The organism is Ramlibacter sp., from assembly GCF_035655895.1.
In the GTDB taxonomy this organism is placed as follows: Bacteria; Pseudomonadota; Gammaproteobacteria; order Burkholderiales; family Burkholderiaceae_C; genus Ramlibacter.
This window is the reverse complement of record NZ_DASRTN010000009.1, coordinates 1-11,972: the sequence shown is the minus strand read 5'-3', so window position 1 is coordinate 11,972 and position 11,972 is coordinate 1. Positions and strand designations below refer to the sequence as shown.

The following is an 11,972-nucleotide window of genomic DNA, read 5'->3' as shown; positions in this document are numbered from 1 at the left end:
ACAAGTTCGGGCTCTCGGCCCGGGGTTGGATGCCGCGATTCCTTTCGCGGCCCGGCGGGGAACTGCCCCGTTGCTTCCCGTCTTCGGCCCGTGGTTTGCGCGCTTGAGGGTCCTCCGACTATTTGTTGTCGTTAGGGCATTTCCCTATGAAGGCCTGCGTGGTGCACGTGCGAACGACCTGTAAGCAATTGTCTTAAGGACCCCGGCTGTTTTTTCTCATTCAGGTTTCGTTACCCGAAGACACACTTTCCTCACCAACCCAACAGACCGACACAGGACGGAGAACAGCATGCCCACCGAACAACTCTCGAACGAGATCCGCGAACTGAACCTCTCGTATCTCATGCTCGCGCAGACCATGATCCGCAGCGACAAGGCCCAGGCCCTGTTCCGTCTCGGCCTGTCCGAAGACGTGTGCGACCTGATCGCCGCCATGTCGCCCCAGCAGCTGCTGCGCGTGGCCTCGCGCAACCTGATGCTGTGCGCGATGCGCTTCGACGACAGCCTGGTGTGGAACCTGCTGACCGAGCGCCACAGCCCGCGCCAGGCCGCCGACTCCACCGCCAGCCGCCTGCACGCCAGCGTGCTGATGGCCGGCCGCGCGCCCGCCGCCGCCTGATCGCCCTTCCGATTTCCGAAAGCACGCCATGGCCAAGAGCCTCATCGCCGAGAACCAGCAACTCACCCGCGCGGTCCAGCTGATCCAGCTGGGCGCCCGGATGGCCGTGCTCGAGGCCGAGACGGGCCTGTCGCACGAGCGCCTGGTGCGCCTGCACCGCGAAGTGACGGGCCAGTCGCCCTCCAAGGGGCAGCTGCCCTACTCCACCGACTGGTTCATGTCGTGGCAGCCGAACATCCACAGCTCGCTGTTCATGAACATCCACGAGCGCCTGGACAAGTCGATCGCGCTCGCGCCCATCGACCTGCTGATCAAGGCCTGGGAGCTTTACAGCGAAGAGCTGCGCACGCTGGAAGTGGACCCGCTGCTGTCGATCACGCGCGCCTGGCGCCTGGTGAAGTTCATCGAGAGCGACATGCTCTGCCTCACCACCTGCAGCCAGTGCGGCGGCCACTTCGTCACCCACTCGCACGAGTACGGCCCGGGCCTGCCGGCCTACGTGTGCGGCCTGTGCGAGCCGCCCGCGCGCGCGGGCAAGAGCAAGCGCGCCGGCGCGATCCACTGACGCACGCGCGTCGGGAGTTTGGTTGGTTGAAAAGGGCCGGTTCTCCGGCCCTTTTCTCGTTTCTGGCGCACCCCCTTGCCGACCCGCCCGGCTCAAGTCCCGCCCCGACGCTGCCGTTAATCCTGCTGTGCAACGATCCGGCAATCCCGCCGGCGTCACGGGAGCGAATCGATGTTTGTCTTGGCCGGCTATGTGGTGGTGATCGGTTGCGTGCTCGGCGGCTACGCGATCGCCGGCGGCAGCTTCGGCGTGATCCTGCATGCCGCGCCGCATGAACTGTTCGTCATCGGCGGCGCGGCGCTCGGCGCCTTCCTGGTCGGCAACAGCGCCAAGACCATCAAGGCCACGCTGCAGTACCTGCCCAAGCTGCTCAAGGGCTCCAAGTACACCAAGACGCGCTACCTGCAGCTGATGGCGCTGCTCTACGACGTCCTGGTGAAGGCGCGCAAGGAAGGCCTGATGTCCATCGAGGGCGACATCGAGAAGCCCGAATCCAGCCCGCTGTTCAAGAAGTACAAGCTGATCGTCGACGACCACCACCTGATGGAGTTCATCACCGACTACCTGCGGATGATGGTGTCGGGCAACCTCAACGCGCACGAGCTCGAGAACCTGATGGACAACGAGATCGACACGCACCACCACGAGGCGTCGGTGCCGGCCGGCGCGATCCAGTCGGTCGGCGACGGACTGCCCGCCTTCGGCATCGTCGCGGCCGTGCTCGGCGTGGTCAAGACCATGGCGTCGGTGGGCGCGTCGCCCGCCGTGCTGGGCCAGATGATCGCCGGTGCCCTGGTGGGCACCTTCCTCGGCATCCTGATGGCGTACGGCTTCGTCAGCCCGCTGGCGCAGCTGGCGACGCAGAAGGTCGACGAGGAGACCAAGGAACTGCAGTGCGTCAAGGCCACGCTGCTGGCCAGCGTGCAGGGCTATGCACCGGCGGTGGCGCTGGAGTTCGGCCGCAAGGTGCTGTACTCGACCGAGCGCCCGGGCTTCTCGGAACTCGAAGGCCACGTCAAGGGCAAGAAGACCGCCTGAGCGAAGGAACACCAGCATGGCCACCTCCTCTCCGGGCAAGCTCCAGCCCATCATCATCAAGCGCGTCAAGAAGGGCGGCCACGGCGGCCACCACGGCGGCGCCTGGAAGATCGCCTACGCCGACTTCGTGACGGCCATGATGGCGTTCTTCCTCCTCATGTGGCTGCTGGGCTCCACTGCCCAGGGCGACCTGCAGGGCATCGCCTCGTACTTCCAGAGCCCGCTGAAGGTCGCGCTGACCGGCGGCTCCGGCTCGGGCGACAGCTCCAGCCTGATCAAGGGCGGCGGCCAGGTGCTCACGCGCACCAACGGCAACGTGCGCCGGGGCGAGGTCGAGGCGCCCACCCGCACCTTCAACCTGCAGGCGCTGCGGTCCGAAGTCGAGGCCGCCGACGCTGCGCGCATGAAGGAACTGCAGGAGAAGCTGGAGAAGGCCATCGAGGCCAATCCCAAGCTGGGCAACCTGCGCCAGCAGCTCAAGATGGACCTCGACGTCGACGGCCTGCGCATCCAGATCGTCGACGACCAGGGCCGCCCGATGTTCGACGCCGGCAGCGCGCGGGTGAAGGAATACATGCGCGACCTGCTTCGCAGCATCGGCGAGCTGGTCGACGGCATGGACGGCCGCCTGGTGCTGTCCGGCCACACCGACGCCTCGCCCTACTCCGGCGGCGAACGCGGCTACTCGAACTGGGAGCTGTCGGCCGATCGCGCCAACGCCTCGCGCCGCGAACTGCTGGCCGGCGGGCTGTCCGAGGACCGCATCGTCCGCGTGCTCGGCATGGGCTCGTCGGTGCCGTTCGACAAGGCCGACCCGCTCAGCCCGCTGAACCGCCGCATCTCGATCCTCGTCCTCGGCCAGATCGGCCGGGAACGCTGGCAATCCGGCACGGAAGTGCCGGTCTCGGAAGCCCAGGCCCTGGAACGCCTGCTGTCGCGCCGCGAGGCCGCGGCCCCTGCCGCCCCCGCGCCGGCCGTGCCGCCGCCTGCCGCGCCGACGTCCCCCTCACCCAACGGAGCCCACCAATGACCGCCCCTGCCGATCTGAAGTTCTTGATCGTCGACGATTTCTCCACCATGCGACGCATCGTGCGCAACCTGCTCAAGGAAGCCGGCCACGGCAACGCCGACGAGGCGGAGGACGGGGTCGCTGCCCTGCAGAAGCTGCGGGCCGGCAGCTTCGACTTCGTCGTGTCGGACATCAACATGCCCAACATGAACGGCTTCGAACTGCTGGCCGAGATCCGCAAGGACCCCGCCCTCAAGGCGCTGCCGGTGCTCATGATCACCGCCGAGGCGCGCAAGGAGGACATCGTCCTGGCGGCGCAGAACGGTGCCTCGGGCTACATCGTCAAGCCCTTCACCAAGGCCACGCTGGAGGAGAAGGTCACCAAGATCCTGCAGAAGCAGGCCGCCGCGGCCTGAAGGGAGACGACATGTCTTCCGAAGCCAACCCCAACACGAGCATCGAGCCGCAGCTGTTCTACCAGCGCGTCGGCGAGATCACCCGGCAGCTGCACGAGGCCCTGCGCGAGCTGGGCTACGACAAGACGATCGAGAACTCGCTGGGGGCACTGCCCGATGCGCGCTCGCGCCTGAACTACATCGCGCGCCTCACCGGCGACGCGGCCGAGAAGGTGCTCAACACCGTCGATGCCGCGCAAGCCCGCCAGGCCGCGCTGCTGGAGCAGGCCGACCGCATCGACCACATGCTGCAGATCGGCAAGCCCGATGCCGGCGCCCTGCGCGCGTTCACGCAGTCGGTGCGCGCGAACGCCGAAGCCACGGGGGCGCAGCTGACCGACATCATGATGGCCCAGGACTTCCACGACCTGACCGGCCAGACCGTGCGCAAGGTGGTGGACATCGCCGGCAACCTCGAGGACGCGCTGCTCAAGCTCCTGCTGGAGGCCTCGCCGCCGTCCACGCTGCAGCAGGAGCGCGGCATGCTCGACGGACCGGTGAGCGACCCGACCAACCGCACCGACGTGGTCGCCAACCAGGCGCAGGTCGACGACCTGCTGGAGAGCCTGGGCTTCTGAGCGGCCGCGGCCCGCCGCGCGGCGCCGGATGCGCGCCCGGCGGCAGGCCGGCGGCTTGCGGCGTGGCCGACCTGCCTGCGCTGGCCGCGGGTCGACGCAATCCCGGCCCCGTCCCCGCTCTCCCCTCCAGGGCCTCGCCCTGCCCTGCGCCCGCGGCGGCACCCGCTCCCCGCGCGCCGCCGCACTCGCTGCGGTCCGGCGCGGTTCTCCCTGTCCGCCGACCGCGCCGGCGTTCCCGCCCCCGTCCTCCCAGGCCTGCACCCGGGCGCGGACCCCCCGGGCCGCCGCACCGCACCGGTGCCGGAGAAAGCGAGCTTTTCCCCCCTTCTTCACCCCTTAAGTTTTCGGCCGGACTTGAACAATGGGAGCCAACCCCCCGTCCGCCCGTCCCGATGTCCTCCTCCGAAGCCAGCCGCGAAGACCGCCAGTTAGAGGCGTCGCAGCGGCGCATCGACCAGGCCCGCAAGGACGGCCAGCTGCCGCGCTCGCGCGAGCTGGTCCACCTGGTGGCCGTGATCGCCCTGCTGGCGCTGCTGCTGGCCGGCGGTCCGTGGCTCGGGCGCGGTGCGCTGGAGCTGGTGTCGCACGGCCTGCGCTTCGACCGGGCCGCGGTGTTCGAGACCGGCCAGATGGTGCCGCGCCTGTCGCTGTTCGGCGTCCAGGGCCTGATGCTCGTGGTGCCCGTGGCCGCCGCCCTGGCCGTGGTGCTGGCCGGCGCCTCGGTGGCCGTCGGCGGCTGGAACTTCACGCTCAAGGCGCTCGAGCCCAAGTTCGAGCGGCTCGATCCGATGGCCGGCTTCGGCCGCATGGTCGACCGCCACGGCCTCCTGAACCACCTGCGCGTCATCGTGGTGGCCACGGCGCTGCTGGGCGCGGCCGCCTGGTACCTGAAGGGCCACGCGCAGGACATCCAGACGCTGGCGCGCATGCCGCTGGCCGCCGGCCTGTCGCACGGCTTCGGCTGGATCGCCGAGGGCATCGCGGTGCTCGCCGGCGTCGCCTTCCTGTCCGCGCTGGCCGACGTGCCGCTGCAGATCTTCAAGCAGAAGGCCGACCTGCGCATGACGCACGACGAGGCGCGCCAGGAGAACAAGGAATCCGAGGGCGACCCGCACATGAAGGGCGAGCGCCGCCGCCGCGCCCGCGAGCTGTCGCGCGGCCGCATGCTGGCCGACGTGCCCGCCGCCAGCGTGGTCGTCACCAACCCCACCCACTACGCCGTGGCGCTGCGCTACGACGAAGGCGACAACGGCGCCCCGCGCGTGGTGGCGATGGGCGCCGACCACCTGGCCCTGAAGATCCGCGAGGTCGCCAAGGCGGCCCGCGTGCCGGTGCTGGAGGCGCCGCCGCTGGCGCGCGCGCTCTACAAGCACGGCGAGGTCGGCCGCGAGGTCCCGGTGGCGCTGTACACCGCCGTCGCGCAGGTGCTGGCCTGGGTCTACAGCCTGCGCAACGCGCGCCGCGCGGTCGCCGAGCCGGTGATCGAGGTGCCGCCCGGCCTGGACCCGCATGAGGAGAAGGTCGCATGACGGCCGTCGCCACCACCGCCGCCGGCGCCGGCGCCGGCAAGGGCGGCATGCTGGGCATGCTGCCCGGCGCACGCGCGCTGGGCGCGCCGCTGCTCATCGTGCTGATCCTGGCGATGATGCTGGTGCCGCTGCCGCCGTTCGCGCTGGACCTGCTGTTCTCCTTCAACATCGCGCTGTCGCTGGTCGTGCTGATGGTGTCCAGCTACACCCGGCGCACCCTGGACTTCGCCAGCTTCCCGAGCGTGCTGCTGATGACGACGCTGATGCGCCTGTCGCTCAACGTCGCCTCGACCCGCGCCGTGCTGCTCAACGGCCACACCGGCACCGGTGCCGCCGGCCAGGTGATCGAGTCGTTCGCCCACTTCCTGATCGGCGGCAGCTTCGCCGTCGGCATCGTGGTGTTCGCGATCCTGACCATCATCAACTTCGTGGTCATCACCAAGGGCGCGGGCCGCATCGCCGAGGTGTCGGCGCGCTTCGCCCTGGATGCCATGCCCGGCAAGCAGATGGCGATCGACGCCGACATGGCGGCCGGCAGCATCGACGAGAAGGAAGCCCGCCGCCGCCGCAACGAGGTGACCCAGGAAGCCGAGTTCTACGGCTCCATGGACGGCGCTTCCAAGTTCGTGCGCGGCGATGCGGTCGCCGGCATCATGATCCTGTTCATCAACGTGATCGGCGGGCTGGTGATCGGCACGCTGCAGCACGGGATGCCGGTGGGCCAGGCGGCCGAGAACTACGTCCTGCTGGCGATCGGCGACGGCCTGGTGGCCCAGGTGCCGGCGCTGGTGATCTCGGTGGCTGCGGGCCTGATCGTCTCGCGCGTGGGCGACGACGACATCGGCGAGCAGGTCGCCGCCCAGCTCTTCTCGATCCCGCGCGCGCTCGGCCTGACGGCTGCCGTGATCGGCGCGCTGGGCCTGATTCCCGGCATGCCCCACCTGCCCTTCCTGATCCTGGCCGGCCTGTGCGGCTGGGCGGCGTGGATGCTCACCAAGCTGGCCAGCAAGCCCAAGGATGCCGCCCCGGCCGCGGTGGCCGCGGCGCCGAACGGCGAAGCCAGCTGGGACGACGTGGCACCGGTGGACCTGCTCGGCCTGGAGGTCGGCTACCGCCTGATCACCCTGGTCGACAAGGCCCAGGGCGGTGACCTGCTCGGCCGCATCAAGGGCGTGCGCAAGAAGTTCGCCGCCGAAGTCGGCTTCCTGCCGCCGGCCGTCCACATCCGCGACAACCTCGAGCTGCATCCCTCGGCCTACCGCATCCTCCTGCGCGGCGTGGTGGTGGGCGAAGGCCAGGCCTTCTCCGGCATGTTCCTGGCCATCAACCCGGGCCACATCAAGGTGCCGCTGGCCGGCACGGTGACCAAGGATCCCGCCTTCGGCCTGGAGGCCACCTGGATCGAGGCCCGGCTGCGCGAGCAGGCCCAGGCGGCCGGCTACACCGTGGTCGACGCGTCGACCGTGCTGGCCACGCACCTGAACCACGTCATGCAGTCGCAGGCGGCCGCGCTCCTCGGCCGCGGCGAAGTGCAGGACCTGCTGGAGCACGCCCGCAAGTACGCGCCCTCGCTGGTCGAGGACACCGTGCCCAAGCAGGTGCCGCTGCCGGTGCTGCAGAAGGTGCTGCGCAACCTGCTGGAGGAAACCGTCCACATCCGCGACCTGCGCGGCGTGCTGGAGCTGATCGCCGAGCAGGGCGCCGCCGTGCAGGACGCCGAGGCCCTGACCCGCGAGGTGCGCATCGGCCTGGCGCCCGCCATCGTGCAGCACCTGTACGGCCCGGTGCGCGAACTGGGCGTGCTGGCCGTTGAGCCCGGCCTCGAGCAGGTGCTGGTGCAGGCGCTGTCGCCACAGTCCAGCGCGCCGCTCGACCCGGGCATGGCCGAGCTCCTGTGCAACCAGGCCGTCGAGGCGGTCCGCGTCCAGGAAGAAGCCGGCCTGCCCGCCTGCCTGCTGGTGCCCGACCGCATCCGCACGCCCATGGCCCGCCTGCTGCGTCGCAAGGCCCCTCGCCTGCACGTGCTGGGCCATAGCGAGATTCCCCGTACCCATTCGATCCAGATCCAACGCGTCATCGGAGTGACCTCATGAACGTCAAGCGCTTTGTCGGCAAGAACGCCCGGGAAGCCATGGCCCAGGCCCGCGCGGCCTGTGGCGAGGACGCCGTCGTGCTGTCCAACCGGCCGGTCCCCGGCGGCGTGGAGATCCTTGCCATGGCCGGCACGGACGTGCCGGCGCTGGCCGCTCCCGCACGCGGTGCTGCGCCCAAGGCGGCGCCGGCGCGCCGCGACGACGCCGCGCCCATGAGCACCGTGTCGTTCCAGGAATTCGTGCGCGAGCGCCAGCGCCAGGAAGCGCTGGCCGCGCAGGCGCCGGCCAGGCCGGCGGCCGCGCCCGCCCGGGCCGCTGCCGCTCCGGCGGCCGCCGCCGCGCCGCGCCGCGCGCCCACCGAGCCGGCGCGCTTCGCCCGCCAGGCGCTGGCCGACGCGATCGCCGAGCAGGCCGAGCCGTCGCTGCTGGACGCACCGGCCAGCACCTCCGCATCGGTGGTCCGCACCTTTGAGGCGGTCGCCGAGCGCGAGGCCAGCGAGCAGCTGATGGCCGAGCTGCGCACGCTGCGCAGCTCCATCACGCAACAGCTGTCGGGCCTGGCCTGGTTCGACAACGTGCGCCGCAGCCCGGCCCAGACCCGCCTGCTGCGCCTGCTGCTGGGCAACGGCTTCTCGCCCGTCCTCACCCGCCGCCTGGTGCAGCGCCTGCCCGACGACGTGGCCGACACGCAGGCCGAGGCCTGGATGCTCTCGATGCTGTCGCACAACCTGCGCTGCGCCGGCGACGACGCGATCCAGCAGCGCGGCGGCGTGTTCGCGCTGGTGGGCCCGACCGGCGTCGGCAAGACCACGACCACCGCCAAGATCGCGGCCAACTTCGCGCTCAAGCACGGCGCCGGCACGGTCGGCCTGATCACGGTGGACACCTACCGCATGGCCGCCAGCGACCAGCTGCGCGCGTTCGGCCGCATCCTGAACATCCCGGTGCACACGGCGCGCGACAGCGCGTCGCTGGCCGACCTGCTCGACCTGTTCGCCGGCAAGAAGCTGGTGCTGATCGACACCGTCGGCGTGGGCCAGCGCGATCGCCGCCTGCCCGAGCTGTTCGCCGCGCTGCCGGCCGGCCGCATCCAGCGCCTGCTGGTGCTCAACGCCGCCTCGCAGGGCGAGACGCTCGACGAAGTGGCGCAGGCCTACAGCAACGGGCCCGGCACGCGCTGCGTGATCAGCAAGCTCGACGAGGCGGCACGCTGCGGCGCCGTCGTCGACGTCGCCCTGCGCCACCAGCTCGTGATCGAAGGCCTGGCCAACGGCCAGCGGGTGCCCGAGGACTGGCACGCCGCGCGCCCGCAGCTGCTGGCGCAGAAGGCCCTGATGAAGCCGGCCGCCAGCTACGTCCCCGACGACGCCGAGCTCGGGCTCCTGCTGACCGCCCCGCCTGCCGCCGCGACGGCCGGGAGCACCCGCCGTGCTTGACCAGGGCCTGTCCGACCAGGCCTCGGGCCTGCGCCGCCTGGTCGCGGCCGCGCCGATGGCGCTGCTCGCCTTCCCGCTGGACGGCGGTCCCGGCGCCTGGATCGCGCAACTGGCGCACACGCTGCGCGCCCTCGGCCGCAAGCCGGTGGTGCTGGACGCCACCCGCGGCGCCGTCGCCGCCGCCTTCGGCCTGAAGCTGCGCCATGAGCTGCTCGACCTGCTGCAGGGCGAGCGCGACTTCGACGGCGTGGCGCAGCCCACCGCCGACGGCGTCTACGTCCTGCGCGGCGAGCGCGGCATCGAGGCCTTCGTCGCGTCGGGCGCGCCGGCCGACCAGCTGCTGGGCGGCTTCTCGCGCCTGTCGCAGGGCTTCGACGAACTTCTGCTCGCGATGCCGGCCGGCGAGCTCGCCTGCCTGGCCGCGCCCGGCCGCAGCGTCCCCGTGCTGGGCCTGGAAGCCAGCGCCACCGGCCGCGTCGACAGCTACGCGCTGGTCAAGCACATGGCCACCGGCTTCGGCTACCGCCGCTTCGCCTGCGTGGTGCGCGGGGCCGAGGACGCGGCCCACGCCGAAGCCGAACACGCGCGCCTGGCCGAGGCCGCGCGCCGCTTCCTGGGCGCCGAGATCACGCTGGCCGGCTGGCTGCCCGCCGGCCCCGAGGGCCGCACCGGTGCCCTGGCGCGCACCGCCGAAAACCTGCTCCGCACCGCGGCGATGCCGCTCGCCACCGCCGCCGCTGCGGCCTGAGATTCCAAGGAACTGCCATGTACACCGCCAAAGGAACGCTGCAAGCCCAGCCCGGCATCGAGAACTACCTGCCGATGGTGCGGCGCACGGCGCATCGCATGATCGGCCGGCTGCCCGCCAACGTCGAGGTCGACGACCTGATCCAGGCTGGCGTCATGGGCCTGATGGAGGCCATGGAGCGCTACGAGCAGGGCCATGGCGCGCAGTTCGAGACCTTCGCCCTGCAGCGGGTGCGCGGCGCGATGCTCGACGAGCTGCGCGGCACCGACTGGGTGCCCCGGTCGGTGCGCAAGCACCAGCGCGAGATCGCCGACGCCGTCCACGCACTGGAGCAGAAGCTGCAGCGCGCCCCCTCGGACAGCGAGATCGCTGCCCACATGGGCGTGACGCTGGCCGAGTACCACGAGATGCTGGTGGACGTGCGCGGCGCCCAGCTGGTCTACACCGACGACTACGACTCCGACGAGAACGACACCCACTACCTGGACCGCCACGTCACGCCCGACGAGCGTGGCGACCCGGCCGCGCAGCTGGCCGACCGGCGCTTCCGCGAGGCGCTGGTGGCCGCCATCGGCGACCTGCCCGAGCGCGAGCAGTACGTGATGTCCATGTACTACGAGCACGACATGAACCTCAAGGAGATCGCCGCGGTCCTGGGCGTCACCGAGTCGCGCGTGTGCCAGCTGCACAGCCAGGCGGTGGCGCGGCTGCGTTCGCGGCTCAAGGCCTGGTGACCTGGCTCAACTCCGGCGCCGCGCGGCCGATATCCCGGTCACGCGGCCTCTCCCGGACCGCGCCAGCGACAGACGACCGAGCGGGGCCAGACCGCCCGCCGACAGACAGACCACAGACAGCCGCCGCACCCGATCCGCAGTTCCGATGAATCCCACTTCCATGAAACTCAAGACCAAGCTGGGCTTGGCGTTCGCCGCCCTCCTCCTGCTCACGATGATCGTCGCCGGGATGGGCATCGCCCGGCTGGCCATGCTCAACGCGGCGGCCCAGGAGGTCGCCACCCAATGGCTGCCCAGCATCCGCGTGCTGGGCGACGTGCGCGCCACCGCCAACCAGATGCGCCGCGCCGAGGCCGAACACCTGCTGGCCGGCGGCCCGAACGAGATGGAGCAGGTCGAGAAGCGCCTCGAGGAGCTCAAGCCGGTGCTGGAAGCCAAGCTGGCTGCCTTCGAACCGCTGGCGACCGCCCCCGAGCAGCGCGCCGGCCTACAGTCGATCAAGGCCGCCCAGGCGGTCTGGCTGGACACCCAGGCCAAGCTGCTGAAGCTCTCGCGCGGCGGCGAGTACACCTCGGAGCAGGCCAAGGAGCTGTTCCGCGGTCCGTCCCGCCACGCCTTCAACACGATCACGACCGAGATCGGCAAGGTGGTGGACTTCTCGGAGAAGGCTTCCGTGGTGGCCTCCACGGCCGCATCGCAGGCCTATGCGTCGGCCCGCTGGTGGCTGCTGTGCATCACGGCCTTCGCGCTGGTGGCGGCCGTCGCGCTGTCGGTCCTCCTGGTGCGCAGCATCACGTCGCAACTCGGTGGCGAGCCCGGCGAAGCCGCCGAACTCGCCCGCCGCGTGGCCGACGGTGACCTGAGCACCGCGATCGACGTGCGCGACGGCGACTCCAGCAGCCTGGTGGCCGCGCTGCGCCGCATGCAGGACAGCCTGTCGTCCATCGTCAACGGCGTGCGCCAGAACGCCGACTCGGTGGCCACGGCCTCGGGCCAGATCTCGCAAGGCAACAGCGACCTGTCCAGCCGCACCGAAGAACAGGCCTCCGCCCTGCAGCAGACCGCTGCGTCGATGAAGCAGCTGGCCTCCACCGTCAAGCAGAACGCCGACAACGCCCAGCAGGGCAACGAGCTGGCCCTGGCCGCCTCCACCGTGGCCGTGCGCGGC

Annotated in this window: 12 protein-coding genes; all 12 read left to right on the top strand. The window is 70.9% G+C overall.

Annotated features, from left to right (window positions below; genetic code table 11):
- Positions 1-289 precede the first annotated feature (289 nt).
- Positions 290-619: a flagellar transcriptional regulator FlhD gene (flhD, locus tag VFE82_RS11755; RefSeq protein WP_325000503.1), complete on the top strand. Its 330-nt coding sequence runs from the start codon at positions 290-292 to the stop codon at positions 617-619.
- Between the two features lie 28 nt (positions 620-647).
- Positions 648-1,184, top strand: a complete 537-nt coding sequence (gene flhC / locus VFE82_RS11750) for a flagellar transcriptional regulator FlhC (protein WP_325000502.1) — start codon at positions 648-650, stop codon at positions 1,182-1,184.
- 171 nt (positions 1,185-1,355) lie between these two features.
- The gene (motA, locus tag VFE82_RS11745; RefSeq protein ID WP_325000501.1) at positions 1,356-2,222 is read left to right on the top strand and encodes a flagellar motor stator protein MotA; all 867 of its coding nucleotides are present in this window, start codon (positions 1,356-1,358) and stop codon (positions 2,220-2,222) included.
- 16 nt (positions 2,223-2,238) lie between these two features.
- Positions 2,239-3,252, top strand: coding sequence for a flagellar motor protein MotB (gene motB, locus VFE82_RS11740; RefSeq protein WP_325000500.1), 1,014 nt, complete (start codon positions 2,239-2,241; stop codon positions 3,250-3,252).
- Positions 3,249-3,647, top strand: a complete 399-nt coding sequence (gene cheY / locus VFE82_RS11735) for a chemotaxis response regulator CheY (RefSeq protein WP_325000499.1) — start codon at positions 3,249-3,251, stop codon at positions 3,645-3,647. The genes motB and cheY overlap by 4 nt, the downstream gene beginning before the upstream one ends.
- A gap of 11 nt (positions 3,648-3,658) precedes the next feature.
- Positions 3,659-4,264, top strand: coding sequence for a protein phosphatase CheZ (locus VFE82_RS11730; RefSeq protein WP_325000498.1), 606 nt, complete (start codon positions 3,659-3,661; stop codon positions 4,262-4,264).
- A gap of 392 nt (positions 4,265-4,656) precedes the next feature.
- Complete coding sequence (locus tag VFE82_RS11725) at positions 4,657-5,793, top strand: flagellar type III secretion system protein FlhB (RefSeq protein ID WP_325000497.1); 1,137 nt, start codon at positions 4,657-4,659, stop codon at positions 5,791-5,793.
- Positions 5,794-5,840: 47 nt separating this feature from the next.
- On the top strand, positions 5,841-7,886 hold the full coding sequence (flhA, locus tag VFE82_RS11720; protein ID WP_325000621.1) for a flagellar biosynthesis protein FlhA: 2,046 nt from the start codon (positions 5,841-5,843) through the stop codon (positions 7,884-7,886).
- Positions 7,883-9,322: a flagellar biosynthesis protein FlhF gene (flhF, locus tag VFE82_RS11715; protein ID WP_325000496.1), complete on the top strand. Its 1,440-nt coding sequence runs from the start codon at positions 7,883-7,885 to the stop codon at positions 9,320-9,322. The genes flhA and flhF overlap by 4 nt, the downstream gene beginning before the upstream one ends.
- A complete protein-coding gene (locus VFE82_RS11710; protein ID WP_325000495.1) occupies positions 9,315-10,070 on the top strand; it encodes a hypothetical protein in 756 nt (251 codons plus the stop codon). The genes flhF and VFE82_RS11710 overlap by 8 nt, the downstream gene beginning before the upstream one ends.
- Before the next feature lie 17 nt (positions 10,071-10,087).
- Positions 10,088-10,804 carry an RNA polymerase sigma factor FliA gene (locus VFE82_RS11705; protein ID WP_325000494.1) on the top strand — a complete coding sequence of 239 codons (717 nt, stop codon included), beginning with the start codon at positions 10,088-10,090 and terminating at the stop codon, positions 10,802-10,804.
- A 160-nt stretch (positions 10,805-10,964) separates the two neighbouring features.
- A partial coding sequence (locus VFE82_RS11700; protein WP_325000493.1) for an MCP four helix bundle domain-containing protein occupies positions 10,965-11,972 on the top strand: 1,008 nt, incomplete at its 3' end.

Coding starts and splice junctions, on each gene's coding strand:
- flhD (WP_325000503.1), top strand. CDS start 290: ATGCCCACCGAACAACTCTCGAACGAGATCCGCGAACTGAACCTCTCG.
- flhC (WP_325000502.1), top strand. CDS start 648: ATGGCCAAGAGCCTCATCGCCGAGAACCAGCAACTCACCCGCGCGGTC.
- motA (WP_325000501.1), top strand. CDS start 1,356: ATGTTTGTCTTGGCCGGCTATGTGGTGGTGATCGGTTGCGTGCTCGGC.
- motB (WP_325000500.1), top strand. CDS start 2,239: ATGGCCACCTCCTCTCCGGGCAAGCTCCAGCCCATCATCATCAAGCGC.
- cheY (WP_325000499.1), top strand. CDS start 3,249: ATGACCGCCCCTGCCGATCTGAAGTTCTTGATCGTCGACGATTTCTCC.
- VFE82_RS11730 (WP_325000498.1), top strand. CDS start 3,659: ATGTCTTCCGAAGCCAACCCCAACACGAGCATCGAGCCGCAGCTGTTC.
- VFE82_RS11725 (WP_325000497.1), top strand. CDS start 4,657: ATGTCCTCCTCCGAAGCCAGCCGCGAAGACCGCCAGTTAGAGGCGTCG.
- flhA (WP_325000621.1), top strand. CDS start 5,841: ATGCTGGGCATGCTGCCCGGCGCACGCGCGCTGGGCGCGCCGCTGCTC.
- flhF (WP_325000496.1), top strand. CDS start 7,883: ATGAACGTCAAGCGCTTTGTCGGCAAGAACGCCCGGGAAGCCATGGCC.
- VFE82_RS11705 (WP_325000494.1), top strand. CDS start 10,088: ATGTACACCGCCAAAGGAACGCTGCAAGCCCAGCCCGGCATCGAGAAC.